This window comes from Streptomyces sp. UC4497 (assembly GCF_054871485.1).
On sequence record NZ_JBTYHB010000040.1, the window covers coordinates 37,882 to 53,583 of the forward strand.

The following is a 15,702-nucleotide window of genomic DNA, read 5'->3' on the forward strand; positions in this document are numbered from 1 at the left end:
ACATCGCACCCGTGAACGTCCGCCCTCGGCAGCAAGACTTCGGCCAGAAGCATCGGTACCAAGAAACGAAGTGAGACAAGTGGATCCCATTCGAGTCGGCGTCATCGGCGTCGGAAACGTGCTCAACCAGTACCTCGACAAGATCGGAGTCCATCCCGACGTCGAGATCGTCGCACTCGCCGACGTCAACGCCGAGGCCGTCGCCAAGCGTGCGGCGGAGTACTCGGTACCGAAGGCCCTGACTCCCGACGAACTGCTCGCGGACCCCACCGTGGAGTTGGTACTCAACCTGACCCCGCCGACGCTGCACGCTCCGGTCACACTTCAGGCTGTCGCGGCCGGGAAGCACGTCCTCTCGGAGAAGCCGTTCGCGATCTCCCTCGAGGAGGCGCAGCAGATCCTCGACGCCGCCCAGGCAGCGGGCGTGAAGGTCGGCTCCGCGCCCACGACCTTCCTGGGGTCGGGCATGCAGACCAGCCGCAAGCTCATCGACGACGGCTGGATCGGCCAACCCGTCACGGCCTTCGGTTCGTTCGCCAACCGCGGCTACGAGCACTGGCACCCGAACATCGATCCCTTCTACAGCCCCGGCGCCGGCCCGATGCTCGACATCGGCCCGTACCTCATCACCAATCTGGTGAACTTCTTCGGACCTGTGAAGAGGGTCTCGGCCAGCGCACCGCGGTCCTCCGAGACCCGCCCCCGTCCCACTCAGGGCGGCGGTTACGACGGCGTCATCGACATCAAGACACCTACGCACGTCGCGGGCACGATCGACTTCGAGTCCGGAGCGACCGCAACGGTGATCGTGAGTTGGGACGTCTGGAACCACAACCTTCCGCACCTCGAGATCTACGGCACGAGTGGGTCGATCGCCGCGCCCAATCCGGACCACTTCTCGGGCGCACCGATCCTGCGCCGTGGTGAGCCCCGTGACCTCGCCCTCGACATGACTCCGCCCGGCGGCGGTGACTGGCGCGAGACACCCATCACGCACCGCGACGACGCGTACCGGGGCATCGCCCTGGCCGAGTTCGGCCACGCGATCCGGAACGGTCTCGAGCCCCGAACCGGCGGCCCCTTCTCCTATCATGTGCTCGAAGTACTTCTGGCCTTCGAGAAGTCGTCGGAGCTCGGCCGGCACATCGAGATCGAGAGCACCTGCGAGCGGCCCAGGCCGCTGCCGTCGGTCGGGCCGCACGAGCCCTATCGATTCGACTGATCCAGCAGTAATCAGGCGTTCAAGCCTCCCCCTAAACGGGAGTTGCTCACCATCGCCGGCCTTGTCGCCCCACCCAACCTCGAGTTGCACACGGCGACGAGGCTCGGCGGGGTGGGGGCCCCAGGACTGCGGAGCCACACGGGCGCACTCGCGGATCCGTGCCATGTTCGAGGGGCGGCGAGTACTTACAGGAAGGACTTGCCCATGGCCGCGCCGAGGCAGCACGGCGTCACATCTTCGGAGCCGATGCACCCCGCGTACCGGAAGATCTTCCTTCGTATCGTGCCGCTCATCATGCTGATGTACCTGCTGGCATGGCTGGACCGGGTCAGCATCGGATTCGCATCCTTGGAGATGAACGACGACCTCGGCCTGACGACGACCGCCTTCGGGCTCGGGGCCGCCTTGTTCTTCGTCGGATACTTCTTCTTCGAGGTACCCAGCAACATCATCATGGAGAAGGTGGGCGCGCGAGTCTGGCTCGCCCGGATATTGATTACCTGGGGGCTGGTAACAGCCGCCACCGCATTCGTAGTCGGCGAATACAGTTTCTATGCGGCTCGCACACTTCTCGGAGTCGCCGAGGCCGGGTTCTTCCCTGGTGTGCTTCTCTACCTCACCTACTGGGTGCCGCGCGCTGTCCGTGGCCGGATCACGGCATTGTTCATCATGGCCGCCCCGATCGCGAGCGCGGTTGGGGCCCCGCTGGCGTCGTTGGTGTTGACGCATCTGGACAACACTTTCGGACTGCGGAGCTGGCAGATCCTGTTCCTCCTGCTCGGGTTCCCCACCGTTCTGGTCGGGGTCCTCGTCTTCTGGCTGCTCCCCTCGCGGCCGGCAGATGCTGCCTGGCTGTCGGCCTCCGAGCGTCAATTCCTTGAAGCCGAACTTGAACGGGAACGCGCGGAGACCCCCGACGCATCCCGCCCGTCGCCGCTCTCCGCGCTCAAGTCACCTCCGATCCTGGCACTCGCTCTGATCTTCTTCGGCATCAACTCGGGCAGCTACCTGCTGAACTTCTTCCTCCCTCAGGTCATCCAGGCGATGGAGACGAGCACCGGTGCCGGCATCACAACCATGCAGGTCGGACTCCTCACCGCCATCCCGTGGATCACTGCTTTGGCAGTCATGTACTTCACTGCCCGGCACTCGGATCGCACGGGCGAGCGGGTTTGGCACGTGTTCACCGGTGCCGTGAGCACTGCCTGCGCACTCGCCGCCGCTCCCCTCGTCGGGAACGCGGTGGCGGCCATCGCGCTGCTGTCCGTCGCGGCGGCCGGTCTCTACGTCGCGATGCCACTCTTTTGGCAGCTGCCGCATCGCTTCCTGTCCGCGAGCACAGCCGCTGCCGGGATCGCGCTCATCAACTCGATCGGCAACCTGAGCGGGTTCGTTGGCCCATACGCGACCGGCGCCCTCTACGACGCAACAGGCTCGTTCACAGGCGGCATGGTGCTTGTGTCCGCTCTCGTCTTTATCGCTGCGCTCGCGCTCGTCGCCCTCAACCGCGGCAAAGCACACACCGTAACGCCGAACACACTTCAGCCCGACCGGTCGCCTCAATAGTCCCGCTGGCTTAGAGGTCGCTTCTAATGGCGTGATCGCTCGCTGAACGGTGTCGGACGGATCCCCTTGAGGTTCCGTTGGTGGTAGTGCTGGCAAGCAGGGACGCCCGGAGGGCTCAGCATCCTGAGCCTGATTCCTGTCACGAGCGCACGTACCCCGTTTCGGGCAGGCCCCTGCCCGAAACCGGTGTTACTCAGACCGCTCGGGGGAATAGCTGCTCGACTGCGGCCACCACCGCGGCACGGCGGGCGGCGGTGGTGGGGTCCACGGCGTGCACGGCGGCGGCCTTGCTGAGTTCGGGTTGCGACGCCCAGGTCATGGCGATCTGGTTGACCAGGGCGAGGACGTCGGCCGGGTCCCAGGCGGGGTCGAGCTGTCCAATCTGCTGCACCTGGCGGAGCTGGTCGATTTTGCGGGCGATCACCGTCTGGTCGGGATCGTCGGCACCGGCCGTGGTGCCCTGCCGTTCGAGGCGGCCCCAGGTGATCAGGCGGTGGTGGTCTGGACGGGCGACGAAGTAGTCGAACAGGCGGCCCGCGTAGCCAGGGAGGTCGGACGGGTCCATCTGGGTGGCTTCGGCGATGACGACATACTCCCGAGCAGCAACAGCGGCATAAAGCGCGTCTTTGCTGCGGAAGTAGGCGTAGACGCGTTCCTTGCTGGTTTTGGCGAGCTTGGCGATGCGGTCCACGCGGGCGCCGGCGATGCCGTGGCCGGCAAACTCCTCCATGGCAGCGGCAAGGATGCGCTCGCGCGTGGTGTCGCCGCCGGCGGTGGGCGCTGCGGTCTGGCCGGAGTCGCGGGACTGGGACATAGGCCCAGGATAGAGCACCGAACCGTTCGGTTTGGCAGTCGGGATGGTCGGCGCGTACAGTCAAACGGAACAGTTCGGTTTGGTCTCTGTGCGTGAAACTGACGAAATCCCGAGGGAGTGAACTCATGCAGCACCGCTATCTGGGCTCTCAGGGTCTGCGCGTCTCGGCGCTCGGCCTGGGCACCATGGGCATGTCCATGGCCTACGGCGCCTCGAACGACGACGAGAGCATCGCGACCATCCGCCGCGCCCACGAAATCGGCATCGACTTCTTCGACACCGCCGAGCTGTACGGCGCCGGTACCGGCAGTAACGAAATCCTCCTGGGCAAGGCAGTCCGCGGCTTCCGCGACGAGGTGGCCCTCGCCACCAAGTTCGGCTTCGACATGACGACCCAGCCGCTGGGCTCCGGTTTCAACAGCCGCCCCGAGAACATCCGCAAGGTCGCCGAGAACAGCCTGCGCTACCTGCAGAGCGACCACATCGACCTCTTCTACCAGCACGTCTCCGACCCCACCATTCCGGTCGAGGAGGTCGCGGGCGTGGTCGGCGACCTGATCACCGAGGGCAAGGTGAAGTACTTCGGCCTGAGCAACGTCGGCCCCCAGTACATCCGACGCGCCCACGCCGTCACCCCGCTCTCGGTGCTCCAGTACGAGTACTCGCTCTTCGAGCGGGAGGTGGAGGAGGAGATCCTTCCCGTCCTGCGGGAGCTCGGCATCGGCTTGGTGCCCTACTCCCCGCTCGGCCGCGGCTTCCTGACCGGGGCGGTCAAGCCCGCGACTGAATACCCCGCGGACGACATGCGCAGCTGGGATGAGCGCTGGCAGGGCGAGAACTACACCTACAACCTCCGCGCCACCGAACAGCTCAAGGAACTCGCCGCGGCCAAGGGCATCACCACCGCCCAACTCGCGCTGGCCTGGCTCCTCGCCCAGGGCCAGGACATCGTGCCCATCCCCGGCACCCGCAGCGCCAAGCGTCTCGAGGAGAACGCCGGCGCGGACAGCGTGCAGCTCACTGACGCCGACATGGCCCACATCACCGAGATCCTCCCCCACGGCTCGGCGGGCAGCCGATACCCGGCCGCGATACTGTCCAGCTTCACCACCGACTGATTCCACCGACGCCACAACACCTCTCCACCGTTCATGTGGTGAGATGCCCGTGACAGACGAGAGCGGCGGCCTTGCCGACAAAGGCAAGGAAGTGGTCAGGCTTGTGTTCATAGCGGCGATGTAGACGACGGCATCCGCCAAGCCCTGGGGGTGAGCTTCGGCGGCGGGCCGGGCGCTCTGGCGCTGCCTTGGGGCGACGGGTTCGCCGCCGGGCAGCTGACGGTGCCGACGTTCGGGAACCACCCGCTGCGGCTGCCCCTGGACTGCGTCGGCAGCGGGGCCGCGGTGCGCCGGTACCACGCGGACCATCCCGAGGTCGTCGATGTGCTGCGCTACTTCGACGCGGCGACGGCGGCGGGCCAGCTGCACCGGCCGGTGCTCGTGGCCGCGGCGCTGTTCGACCCCTCGGTGCCACCACCGGGCCAGTTCGCCGTATACAACGCGCTGGCCGGGGAGCATGAGCTGAAGGTGCTGGAAGCCGGGCACTTCGAATACGAGGGTACGTAGGCGGAGCAGGCCCAACTCGACGCGGCCGTCGGCGAGTTCTTCGCCCGCACGCTGAAGCGACGTGCGGCCCATCCCGTTGCGGGAGGGACCGCTCCCGGTGCTGGGAGGGAGCTACTTCCGGTGCCGGGAGGGGACTACTTCCGGTTCCGGCCCCCCGCAGCCGCAACTGCCCCGGCGCGCGAGCGACACCGGCAGCATCATCGACACCGGCTCGCTGTCCTGCCCCCAACTCAGGCGGCGCACGAGCAGCTCCACCGCCTCCTCCCCCATCTGCCGCATCGGCTGGCGCACGGTGGTGAGGGCCGGGCGCACGAGGCGGCCCAGCGCGATGCCGTCGAAGCCGGTGACCGCGATGTCCTGCGGCACCCGCACACCCCGGCGTTCCAGTGTCTCCAGGGCGCCGACCGCCAACTGGTCGTTGGCGAACAGCAGGGCCTCGGGGCGCTCGCCGGGGCGGTCGAGCAGGGCGTCGGCGGCGCGGGCGCCCTCGGCCTGCGTCATCATGTCGACGCGCAGATCGGGTTCGTCGGGCACGGGGATCCCGGCGGCGCGGCAGGCGTCGACGTATCCGCCGAAACGGGCCCGCACGTCCGGCGACTCCTCCGCGGACCCGACGTAGGCGAGTCGGCGCAGACCGTGGTCCTCGATGAGGTGCCGGGTGAGTTCGCGCTGGCCGTCGGCGTTGGCGACCTCGATGTGGTCCAGGTGGTCGGGGCCCTCCGGGTCGCGCGGCCCGGCGAGCATGACCACCGGCTGCCGCTGCGAGATGACCTCCAGGTCCTCCGTGGGGACGGTGCGGGCCAGTACCGCGAACCCGTCGACGCGCCCCGCCACCTTCGCCACCTGGCTCTCCGGGCCGCCCTTGAGGGAGGCCGCGATCAGCAGCGCGTAACCGTGGCGGCGCGCGGCGCGCTCCATGCCACGGATGATCTGGTCGGAGTAGAGCATCGCGGCATCGTCGTCCGCGCCGCGCTCCGCCGCGGACTCGGCGTCCGGGTCGGAGTAGTCGGGAAAGCACGGTCCGAGCACGCCGGTGGAACGGCTGGCCAGTCCGCGGGCGTTGCCACTGGGTACGTAGCCCAGCTCACGGGCGGCTGCGAGGACCCGCTCGCGGGTCTGCGCGCGGACCGAGTCGGGGGTGCGGTGGACCCGTGACACGGTGGCGATGGAGACACCGGAACGTTCGGCGACGTCGTACACGGTGGGAGCTGTGCTCACGGTTGGGGTCCCCGAGTCCTGTGACAGCCCGGCATGGCCTGAGCGGCGAATGAAAGCGCATTCACCATAGGCAGGAGGTGTCGTGAGGGGCAAGGGAGGCCAGGCCGGGGGGCGAGGGAGGCCGGGCACCGCAAAAACTGTTATCCCGTGGCCGCCCCGGCCGTCTCCCGTGCATAAGACCCCCCGCCACGTACGAGGAGCCCCCCATCCGCGCACAGCTCTCTGCTCGCACCCGCATGCTCGACCGCCGCCGGCAGCGAGCGTCCGGCACGGACAGCGCGGAGCGCAGCGAGAGCGCGGGCGGCGTTCGCCCACCCCGGGATGCTGCACACCGCCGACGAGTCGGACCGGACGAAGCGGCACGTCAAGGCGGGTGACCAGCCCTGGTCGGCGGGCTGGGAGCGGGTTTGGGTGACAGGTTGGTCATGCGGTCTGTAGGGCCGGTGTGGCCATGACGGCTTCGTATTCGACCGGGGTCAGGCGGCCGAGTGCGGACTGTCTTCGGCGCCGGCGGTAGGTCCTCTCGGGATACGCCTCGCCTCTGAGACACGTACTACTGGCCGCTGGCCAAGTAGGGACCTGGCTCCGAGGTCATCGGATCATCGGTTGTGTCTTCAATGGCTTCCGACGAGGACGAGCGGGGGCTGCCCTGGTGGGCCTCCCTCAATCGCTGAGCAACCCGGTCTCCCCCGAACTCAGTGGCCACAGTGCAGAACCGATCCACAACGAACTGTTTGGCGTCCGGAGCCAACGGCCCGAACCACTCTCTCAGCAGATGGGTTGTCTGTACCCACTCTGCTCCCGGCGCGTAGGCGGCTACCTGCTCAGCAACCTTGGGAACGATCGCGTCGAGTTGCTCGGTGAGGGTGTTGGGCGAGTCGAGGAGGAGTTGCGCGAGAACAAGTGTGGGGTCTTTGCGAAGCTGGTCGTGGTACATCGACGCCTGATCGATGCGAAGTTGCTTGACCTCGCACTCGGTTCTCGCTCGAGCCCGACGACGCATGTCCGATTCGGCAATGCGAAGATCGACTGGAGGCACGTGGACGTGCACAGTGGCCCAGTCGACGCATATCCCCTGGTCCGGTAGGCGTACGGGCTCTCCCAGACGCGTGTTGGCACGGCTCTGCAGCTGCGCCGGAACCAGAATCGGGCAGGCAGCCGCAATCCTCGTGACTTCCTCGAGAGCGAAGGATGCCGCAGGCGCCTCCGGGGCATGATGCCCCCACCTAGTACGCCACCGTCCCTCTGCTTGTACCGTGAAGCGGAAACCGTCATCAGCACTCGGGGCGGTGAATTCGATGGAAAACCCGCCCCGTCGCGCTGGCAAGGGCCAAGGTCTAAACACCAGATGTCTCAGCTTCGTCGTGTACACGAGGCTGGTGAGGATCTGCCTGCTGGGCACGCTGCATTAGGACGGACCGGAATCGATTGCGGTCCTGCCGGTTTCCGACTTCCCCACGCTCAAGCCAATACTCGGCGATTCGGACCAGGTTGAGGAAGCGCTGTCCACGCAAGTGATCGGTTGGTGTGTCGTGGACCGCTCGCACCAGAACGCTGAGGATCCGGTCAGACGCACTGGGGCGTGCTGTGGCCGTGTCCAGCCAGGCAGCGCAAGCTTGCCGGGTGAGTGAAGTCGGCTCCTCTACCTCGAGCGCGATGCGCCAGCCGCTGACCACCCAGTCCTCTACCGAACTTGCGGCCCCACACAGGAGCGTAGGCGTTCCCGAGGCGCCTTCCTGTTGCATGGCAAGGTACATGAAAGCGCTCGCCGCGGCCTGCCGCTGCCCTTCATGACCACTGGTGAACCACGAGTTCAACGTCTTGCGTAGTTGCGGGCGGAGCTTGTCGTCCTCCCAGAGAGCGTCGATGGCCGCGCCTACAGCGTTCGCGACGTCCAACTTCTCTTTGGCATCGAGCCGTTCTCGCCTGTCGAGCGAACCAGCCAGGTCACCGAGGCGGCGAATCATCTGTACGGGATGCGCAGGAGTGACACTCTGGAAGACCTGAGCCAGCGTCTGCAAGAGAGGAGCGTTCTCCTTCTCGATCCATTTACTGGTGGCGTTTCTCGTGAGCTGGCCGACCTCCGGGTCCAACGCGGCAGTCACGAGCAGTGCGTGAGCGTGCTTCCTCAGAGTTTTGTCCGCGGACCAGCTAGCGGCTACGCCAAGCAGTACCCGCATGGAGCGGGCCACTTGGACGTGATGCAAGATCCACGGGGACAACCGCTCCGCCACTTTCTCGGCCTTTGGTGCGGGCAGGTCGACACACAGCTGCGCCGTCCACGTCGTGAATCGCTCAATGAGCTCGGGTCGGTCCAGCAGGAAGTACCGCACCACGGCCTCTGCGAAGCCAGGGCCAGGGAAACGCAATCTGCCGTCGGGGAGAACCTCCGACTCAGCCTGGTTGGCGAGCTGGATCAGGCCCGGCCCTTGCTGACCGCTCAGACGCTGTACCTCGTCGTTCTTCTCTCCCAGAGCACGCGAGAGAGACGCGATCTTCTCGTGGATGCTGTCGACCGGCTCTCCGTCGTACACCGCGGCTAGGAGCAGGTAGTTGCGGTCGTAGCTGGTGCGTCCTGGGTGGGAGTGCCAATTGGTCAGAACATCCATCCACCCCGCCACTGCATTGCTGGCGGCCTTGATGACTGCATCGAACCCCTTGGATCCGGGGGCCGTACTGTGGCCGGTGGCAACGCGGTACTCGGACTCCGTCCGCACGAATGTCTTGGCCCAGGCTCGAACCTGCCCGGGAAGCAGTCCGCTGAGCTGCTCGCCAATGCGTGTATCGGCAGCCCAGGCCTCTGGGTTGGCGAGCTTCGCGGACTGCAGGAACTTCTGAAACAGCGTCACAGAATCGGGCGGCTGAGGAGGACGTGCAAGATCTCCCGCTACCCCCCTGACGTCACGCCACAACGCAGTGCCCACCACGACGACGAGGTACGAGCCGTCCGCGCGCAAATCATCGGAGTGCAGGAGCTCCAACCCGAAGTCACAGGAGGCCGGGAGAGCCTCCTCGGCGGCCCGCAGGTCGAGAATCCACCCCGTTCGCTTGTGCCCCTTGAGCCCCTCCATGTTGAAGGCGTCCCCCGACTCCCGACGTATCCGCCGCAGAGTCAAGGAGTCACCTGGCCTAGTGGTCAAGAGCCTCAGCGCTGTGGTCCACCGACCGCTGCCGAGGCGATCCGCGACCAAGACTACGACGCGGTTGTCTTCCAGAAGTTGCGCTAGACGGTCCTCATTAAGGACCGACACATAGTCGGCCAAGTCCTGATCAACCACGGCCGGAGGAAGCGGCGCCCCGCTGTGGCGCTGCACCGCTTCAAACAACTGGCCGATCAGGGTTCCGTGATTGGTGTCCGCGTGGACGCTGGCACTGGGGGCCCCGCCTGTAGCCGAGGTATCGGGCGCAGGGGCACCGCTACTGTCGTCGGTCCCGCCTGGATCCGTGTCGCCGCCGACAGTCTCGGGCTGTGCGAGCCCATCAAGACCAGTGTCTGCATCGGCGTTACCTACTGACGTCACGTCACCAGCGCCGGGTTGACGCTCCTGCTCTGCGTCAACTGCACTTCCCAGCTGCGGCACTGGGCCGACGAACGGCGTTGCGCTGGCCGCGGAGGGACCCTCAGGCATGCACAAACTCCTCTTGACGTAGCTGTGCGACACGATGCGATGGGTGCACCGGCAGATCGGTGCACAAGATTCGGTGTCAGTCCCGATCCTCGATTACGGGGGCCTTCATGCCGACCACCCTTCCGCCGGGCTCCACGCTCTTCGCCCTGATGGTGCTCGTGGCGGAGCCCCGGATAGCCTGCTGCGCCTCCATGCCGGTCACTTCGCCTGCCACGACGTCGTAATGCTGCTCGCTGAACGGCCCTGATCGCGCGCGCGTCTCGCCCTGAAAGGTGAACCGCTGACCGTAGATGTTCTCCAGTACGTCCCGGACCCGGCCAAGGATCTGCCTCACGGCTACTTCGTCGGAAACGATCATGGTTCGGTCACGTTCATACGGCGCCATGGCAAGAGCCAGAGCCTCCAGCACCGGGGCGTGGCTCGTTAGTCGGTCGGAGTCGATCCGGAGAGGCAGCGCAAGATCTCCCACCAGTACGTCCGGAATATCAGGCGCCGCGTCGGGGCCTGCTTCCCGGTCGCTACGCCGTCGCTGCAGAGCCACATTGAGACGCTCGTACAGGAACGTAAAGGTTGCCGGCAACGCGCTACTCACGACCATCGACAGATCCAGCGGATCGGGCACGAGCCCCCCTCGCCCTAGGTGGGATACACAACCAGCTTCATTCATACAGGTGTTAAGTCGACGACTACATCCAACTCTGCGATCGTGGCTAAAACCCGTTTATCAGCACTACCGCGCACAAGGGTTGCGAGAGCCAGTTCGATTCCCAAGGGCCGACCGCAACGCCATCCTTCATTCCCCCTCGCCCGGCTCTTGAGGTAAGGGTTGCACCGACGAAGGACCGACCTTGTCTACGGGGCGGTGACCGTGGTGTTGATAGGGGGCCTCATCAGGGCGAGTCGCAACCCTCGCGACACGCCACGCCGCATCGAACGACAAGGACCAACCAGAGTCCCGCACCATACGCAGCGCCTTCAGGCTGGTAATTGGGGAGAGCACCAACCGAGTGGCCGATAAATTCACGAGGCGAGTCTGGCAGGGAGAGCACTACTCCCGATGGGGATTTCGAGCCAACCTTTACGGAGACTCAAGCCACACGAACAACTTCCGTCACACAAGTATTCACGGGCCACAAAGAAACCGCGCGGCCATTTCTATATCGAGGAGTCGACGGACAGGCGACGACTACCGGCCGGGGAGCCATCGACACCCTCAGGGCCCCTCGCCATGACCACCGCACTCGACCACCGCCCCGTACGACCAACCCGCGCGGCCGCGCCACACCCACCGAAGCCAGAGGCTGACGGCACGTCAGGAAAGTCAGCAAGCCGTCAGCATGCACCCTGACTCACCCGACAACACCCGACCACACACGCGACGCACCGAATCTGCCTGAACCTCGCTCCGACCAGCCCTAATACCTGCTATGCGGGGCTGAACGCCCGCGACGCCCTTGACACGGCGAAGAAGGTCATGAACCCGAAGACCCCGAGGGAGTGCCCGCGCGGCCCCCACCGCCGCGCGTACACGCCCGCCCCCACGACGGCGAGGAAGGCGAGATCGCGGGCGAGGGGGATGTCGTGCAGGGCCGCGGCGAGCGCGAGCACCGGCAGTCCGACGGCCGGCAGCAGCGCCGTCGTGACGGCCTGCCCGCGCACCGTCGTGTCGGTGACCGTGAACAGCGCGAGCAGCGCGGCGAGGCCGCCCGTGATCGCGCCGGTCAGCGACTGTCCGACCGCGCCGCACAGTGCGACGGCGAGCCCGATCCCCAGCACGGCCCGCGTCGCGAACCGCAGCCGCATCCGTCCCGGATCCGCCGCCACGAACGCCCTCTTCAGCAACGTGCCCCGCCCCTTCCGTACCGCGTCCGTCCCCTGACATGGAAAAGGCGCCGCGGAGACCCTCCCGGGGTCCGCAGCGCCATCGACAGGCCCATCTCAGCACCTGGGGGGCCTGTGGTTCAACAGTGCCCGGAATCGCTGGGCCATTGGCCCAGTCTTCGACTCACGCACCGTCGCCCCACCGGACCATCTGTCCAGCCTGGCCACCGACGTCACTTCCTCCCGACAGGAAGCCCGTGATGCGCGGTGTCTGTGAAGTCACGGTGAAGCGGGTTTCGGCTGCTCGGCACGGGCAACATGCCGCCCGTGACTCACCCCAGTGACGGCATTCCGAACAATGCCCCATACGGTTCCAGCCCGAACAGGCCTCCATATAGAGGCCCTTATCCCGCACAAGGCGGAGACACCGCCCCGATGCACGGCGGTCCTGGCGCCCCGTACGACGGCGGTCCCGGTGCCCCGTACGACGGTGGTCCCGGCGCCCCGATGCACGGTGGTGGCCAACGCCCCGCGTACGACGGTCCTCCGCCGCCCGCCTACCGCCAGGACCCGAACGTCCCGTACGAACCCGTCCCTCAGACCGGTTACGGCCAGAACGCCGGGTTCACCCCCTCCGGCCGCCCGGTGCGGAACCGCAGCGGGCGTGGCGCGGACCGCTTCGCCCTGATCGTGCACACGCTGGCCGACATCGCCGCGGTCTTCCTCGGTCTCTGGATCCTGCTGTACCTGCTCGACGCGAACCAGTCGAACGTGTTCGTCGACTTCGTGCACGGCATGGCCGACTGGCTCGCCGGCTGGTCGCAGGACATCTTCACCATGGACACCGAGGGGCTGCGCGTCTTCTTCAACAACGCACTGCCCGCGGTGATCTATCTCGTGGTGGGCCACGGCGCCGCCGCCTGGATCCGCCGCCTGTGAGTCGCTCGTCGGCCGGACTTCGGGGCGGCCCCCAACGCCCTGGAGACTCCGCCGACGGGCCCTCTTGCGATCACACCCGTCGCACACCTTGACGCCCACGGGCACCCGGCGGGACGCTCGGCTCACCTTGAATCCGACGTCAACTCCGACGTCCACATCGAGAGGTGCGCCGATGACGCAGGTCTGGACGGTCCGAGGTCCGATCGACTCCAGCGAACTCGGGAACGTACTCGTCCATGAACACGTCGTCATCGTCGGCGAGGAGTTCCGGCAGAACTACGCGCAGTGGGACGAACAGGCCGTCGTCGACGACGCCGTCGCCCAGCTGAACGAGCTCAAGGGGCTCGGCATCGACACGATCCTCGATCCGACGGTGCTCGGTCTCGGCCGGTACATCCCCCGCATCCAGAAGATCGCCGCGCGCACGGACCTCAACATCGTCCCCGCGACCGGGCTCTACACGTACAACGATCTGCCGTTCCAGTTCCACTACAACGGGCCCGGCACCCTGTTCGGCGGCCCCGATCCGCTCATCGACCTGTTCGTGAAGGATCTGACGGAGGGCATCGCGGACACCGGTGTGCGCGCCGCGTTCCTCAAGTGCGCCATCGAGGAACAGGGCCTCACCCCCGGCGTCGAGCGCGCCATGCGGGCGGTCGGTCAGGCGTCCGTACGCACCGGGGCGCCGATCACCGTGCACACCCACCCCGCGTCGGAGTCGGGGCTCGTCGCGCAGCGCGTGCTCGCCGAGGAGGGCGTCGACCTCACGCGTGTCGTGATCGGTCACTCCGGGGACACCGCCGACCTGGACTATCTGATGCGGCTCGCCGACGCCGGCTCGTACCTCGGCATGGACCGGTTCGGGCTCGACACACCACTGACCACCGAACAGCGCGTCGACACCATCGCGGAGCTGGTGCGCCGCGGCTACACCGACCGGATCACGATCTCGCACGACGCCGCGTGCCTCATCGACTGGTTCGGCGACATCGACCGCGCCGAGATCGCCCCGCACTGGAACTACCGGCACATCAGCGAGGACGTACTGCCCGCCCTCGCCGACAAGGGTGTGTCCAAGGACGACATCGACACGATCCTGCGGGCGAACCCGCGGCGCCACTTCGAGAGTTAGGTCCTGAAGACAAGGCGGCCTCAGGGGCTGACCGCGCCTCCCCCGCGCTCCACGCTGCGCAGCACCTCCGCGTGGAGGGCGGCCAGTCCGTCGGGCGGCACGGTCGCGGGGCTGCCGGTGAGGGTGTACCACTCGTCGGCGCCGGTGTACTGGACGGCGATCCGGGCCCGGCCCCCGGCCTCCTGGATGGTGGCGACGGTGAGGTCCCCGGTGACCACGCCGACCTCGTCGGTCATGGCGCCGCCGGGGCCCGCGTGCACATCGCCGGTGAGGGTCTCGGCCTTCTTCCCGTCCCCGCTCATGTCGTCCCCGCTCATGCGGAACACGTGCCCAGCATCGTGGTCAGCTCGGCCTTCTCGGCGTCGGTGACCGTCAGTTCGTACGTCGACTTCACCGACACCCAGGAACGGGCGTACGTGCACCAGTAGTCCTTGGCGTCCGGCTGCCACTCGTCGGGCCCCTGGTCGCCCTTGGAGCGGTTCGAGTGGGCGGACACCGACAGGAGTTGGGGGTGCTCCAGGTCGTTGGCGAACGTCTTGCGCTGCTCCTGCGTCCACTGGTCGGCGCCGGAGCGCCAGGCGTTGGCGAGCGGCACGGTGTGGTCGATGTCGAGGTCCCCGGAGTCCGTGAACTTCTCGCCGTCGTAGATGCTGACCCAGTTCCCGGAGACGGCGCGGCACTCGTCGTCCGTCTTCACGTCCTTGCCGTCGCGCTTGAGGACCGCTTCGCGGGTGGTGCAGTTGTCGCCCTGCTCCGCCCAGTGCGGGAACTTGTCGCGGCTGTAGCCGGACATGGAGCCGTGGGGTGCCACCTTCAGTTCGGCCAGTTCGTCGCGGGCCTCGTCCGCGCTGGGCACGCCGGGGAGGGTGCCCTCCTGGGCGGGGGCGCCGGTGGTCGCGCTCGCCGAGGTCGAGGGTTCGGCGCCCTGCGCCGGGTCGTCGGACCCGCTGCCGACCCCCTGACACCCCGCGAGCAACAGCACCGTGAGCGCGGCCGGCACCGCCGACCGGCCCAATCGCCCGAACCGCGTACGTTCCTGAAACCCCATGCCCCGCAACTACCTTCCGTCGACCGCTTCGAACACCTCGAAGCGTACGGGGCGGCCGACGGAGTGTCAGGGACCGGACATGGCTCAGTGAGTCGAGGCCAGCAGCTTCAGCACCTCGTCCGTGGTGCCGGTCTCCCCCAGGCGCGGGAAGATCCGCTCGACGCTGCCGCGGTGCCCTTCCGGGTCGAGGTCGGTCATGGCGTCGGTGGCGAGGGTGACGTGGTAGCCGTGCTCGTGGGCGGCGCGGGCCGTGGACTCCACGCCGATGCTGGTGGCGACCCCGGTCAGGACGACCTGGGTGATGCCGCGGCGGCGCAGGTGCAGATCGAGGTCGGTGCCGTAGAACGCCGACCAGTTCCGCTTGGTGACGGTGATGTCCTCCGGGTGCCCGGCGAGCGCGTCGGTGATCTCGTCCCAGCCCTCGGGCATGGCACGGCCACCGCTGGGCGTCTCGGTGCGGCCGGGCGTGGCGTCGGAGCCGTCGACGGAGAAGGTGACCCGGACCAGGACGACCGGGAGCCCCGCCCCGCGGAAGGCGTCGGCGAGGCGCGCGCTGCGGTCGACGACGTCGGACACGGCGTGCGGCGCGCCGGACACACCCATGAGGCCCTTCTGAAGGTCGACGACGACGAGGGCGGTCTTGGGGTCGAGGGTGGTGAGAGACACGTGAACTTCCTTAGGGGCGAGC

At 67.3% G+C, this 15,702-nt stretch carries 13 protein-coding genes and 3 pseudogenes; 6 read left to right on the plus strand and 10 right to left on the minus strand.

All coding sequences use genetic code 11. The features are described from left to right. Positions 1–79: 79 nt before the first annotated feature. Positions 80–1,222: a Gfo/Idh/MocA family protein gene (locus ACYSUO_RS35660; RefSeq protein WP_403999178.1), complete on the plus strand. Its 1,143-nt coding sequence runs from the start codon at positions 80–82 to the stop codon at positions 1,220–1,222. Between the two features lie 204 nt (positions 1,223–1,426). Beyond that, positions 1,427–2,788, plus strand: a complete 1,362-nt coding sequence (locus ACYSUO_RS35665; RefSeq protein ID WP_461780360.1) for an MFS transporter — start codon at positions 1,427–1,429, stop codon at positions 2,786–2,788. Between the two features lie 193 nt (positions 2,789–2,981). Here the strand turns inward: ACYSUO_RS35665 and ACYSUO_RS35670 are convergent, their stop codons facing one another. Then, positions 2,982–3,602, minus strand: coding sequence for a TetR family transcriptional regulator (locus tag ACYSUO_RS35670; RefSeq protein ID WP_461780361.1), 621 nt, complete (start codon positions 3,600–3,602; stop codon positions 2,982–2,984). A gap of 125 nt (positions 3,603–3,727) precedes the next feature. Between ACYSUO_RS35670 and ACYSUO_RS35675 the strand changes: the two genes are divergently transcribed. Next, on the plus strand, positions 3,728–4,720 hold the full coding sequence (locus tag ACYSUO_RS35675; protein WP_461780362.1) for an aldo/keto reductase: 993 nt from the start codon (positions 3,728–3,730) through the stop codon (positions 4,718–4,720). A gap of 31 nt (positions 4,721–4,751) precedes the next feature. Here ACYSUO_RS35675 and ACYSUO_RS35680 read toward each other — a convergent pair. Further along, a pseudogene (locus ACYSUO_RS35680) lies at positions 4,752–4,862 on the minus strand (IS5/IS1182 family transposase); the annotation flags it as partial. Positions 4,863–4,864: 2 nt separating this feature from the next. Between ACYSUO_RS35680 and ACYSUO_RS35685 the strand changes: the two are divergent. After that, a pseudogene (locus ACYSUO_RS35685) lies at positions 4,865–5,227 on the plus strand (acetylxylan esterase); the annotation flags it as partial. 111 nt (positions 5,228–5,338) lie between these two features. Here ACYSUO_RS35685 and ACYSUO_RS35690 read toward each other — a convergent pair. The 5 genes and pseudogenes from ACYSUO_RS35690 to ACYSUO_RS35710 all read right to left on the minus strand — a co-directional run. Beyond that, on the minus strand, positions 5,339–6,445 hold the full coding sequence (locus ACYSUO_RS35690) for a LacI family DNA-binding transcriptional regulator (protein WP_461780363.1): 1,107 nt from the start codon (positions 6,443–6,445) through the stop codon (positions 5,339–5,341). Positions 6,446–6,998: 553 nt separating this feature from the next. After that, positions 6,999–7,382: a hypothetical protein gene (locus tag ACYSUO_RS35695; RefSeq protein ID WP_461780364.1), complete on the minus strand. Its 384-nt coding sequence runs from the start codon at positions 7,380–7,382 to the stop codon at positions 6,999–7,001. 400 nt (positions 7,383–7,782) lie between these two features. Then, complete coding sequence (locus tag ACYSUO_RS35700; protein ID WP_461780365.1) at positions 7,783–9,516, minus strand: hypothetical protein; 1,734 nt, start codon at positions 9,514–9,516, stop codon at positions 7,783–7,785. A gap of 634 nt (positions 9,517–10,150) precedes the next feature. After that, the gene (locus ACYSUO_RS35705) at positions 10,151–10,696 is read right to left on the minus strand and encodes a hypothetical protein (RefSeq protein ID WP_461780366.1); all 546 of its coding nucleotides are present in this window, start codon (positions 10,694–10,696) and stop codon (positions 10,151–10,153) included. Positions 10,697–11,535: 839 nt separating this feature from the next. Then, positions 11,536–11,916, minus strand: a pseudogene (locus ACYSUO_RS35710) (FUSC family protein); the annotation flags it as partial. 624 nt (positions 11,917–12,540) lie between these two features. Between ACYSUO_RS35710 and ACYSUO_RS35715 the strand changes: the two are divergent. Next, on the plus strand, positions 12,541–12,834 hold the full coding sequence (locus ACYSUO_RS35715) for a hypothetical protein (RefSeq protein ID WP_266719075.1): 294 nt from the start codon (positions 12,541–12,543) through the stop codon (positions 12,832–12,834). Positions 12,835–13,006: 172 nt separating this feature from the next. Then, positions 13,007–13,966 carry a phosphotriesterase family protein gene (locus ACYSUO_RS35720; protein ID WP_461780367.1) on the plus strand — a complete coding sequence of 320 codons (960 nt, stop codon included), beginning with the start codon at positions 13,007–13,009 and terminating at the stop codon, positions 13,964–13,966. 20 nt (positions 13,967–13,986) lie between these two features. On the opposite strand, the gene ACYSUO_RS35725 is transcribed toward ACYSUO_RS35720, so the two are convergent. From ACYSUO_RS35725 to ACYSUO_RS35735, 3 genes are all read right to left on the minus strand, one after another. Continuing rightward, a complete protein-coding gene (locus tag ACYSUO_RS35725; RefSeq protein WP_461780390.1) occupies positions 13,987–14,283 on the minus strand; it encodes a hypothetical protein in 297 nt (98 codons plus the stop codon). Next, positions 14,280–15,014, minus strand: coding sequence for an HNH endonuclease family protein (locus tag ACYSUO_RS35730; protein WP_461780368.1), 735 nt, complete (start codon positions 15,012–15,014; stop codon positions 14,280–14,282). The genes ACYSUO_RS35725 and ACYSUO_RS35730 overlap by 4 nt, the downstream gene beginning before the upstream one ends. A gap of 84 nt (positions 15,015–15,098) precedes the next feature. Further along, positions 15,099–15,680 (minus strand): hydrolase, encoded by a 582-nt coding sequence (locus ACYSUO_RS35735; protein WP_461780369.1) that lies wholly within the window; start codon positions 15,678–15,680, stop codon positions 15,099–15,101. Positions 15,681–15,702 lie beyond the last annotated feature (22 nt).

Excerpts from the sequence above, each read along its gene's own strand:
- ACYSUO_RS35695 (WP_461780364.1), bottom strand. The coding sequence starts at position 7,382 with ATGTACCACGACCAGCTTCGCAAAGACCCCACACTTGTTCTCGCGCAA.
- ACYSUO_RS35720 (WP_461780367.1), top strand. The coding sequence starts at position 13,007 with ATGACGCAGGTCTGGACGGTCCGAGGTCCGATCGACTCCAGCGAACTC.
- ACYSUO_RS35730 (WP_461780368.1), bottom strand. The coding sequence starts at position 15,014 with ATGGGGTTTCAGGAACGTACGCGGTTCGGGCGATTGGGCCGGTCGGCG.
- ACYSUO_RS35670 (WP_461780361.1), bottom strand. The coding sequence starts at position 3,602 with ATGTCCCAGTCCCGCGACTCCGGCCAGACCGCAGCGCCCACCGCCGGC.
- ACYSUO_RS35665 (WP_461780360.1), top strand. The coding sequence starts at position 1,427 with ATGGCCGCGCCGAGGCAGCACGGCGTCACATCTTCGGAGCCGATGCAC.
- ACYSUO_RS35725 (WP_461780390.1), bottom strand. The coding sequence starts at position 14,283 with ATGAGCGGGGACGACATGAGCGGGGACGGGAAGAAGGCCGAGACCCTC.
- ACYSUO_RS35700 (WP_461780365.1), bottom strand. The coding sequence starts at position 9,516 with ATGGAGGGGCTCAAGGGGCACAAGCGAACGGGGTGGATTCTCGACCTG.
- ACYSUO_RS35675 (WP_461780362.1), top strand. The coding sequence starts at position 3,728 with ATGCAGCACCGCTATCTGGGCTCTCAGGGTCTGCGCGTCTCGGCGCTC.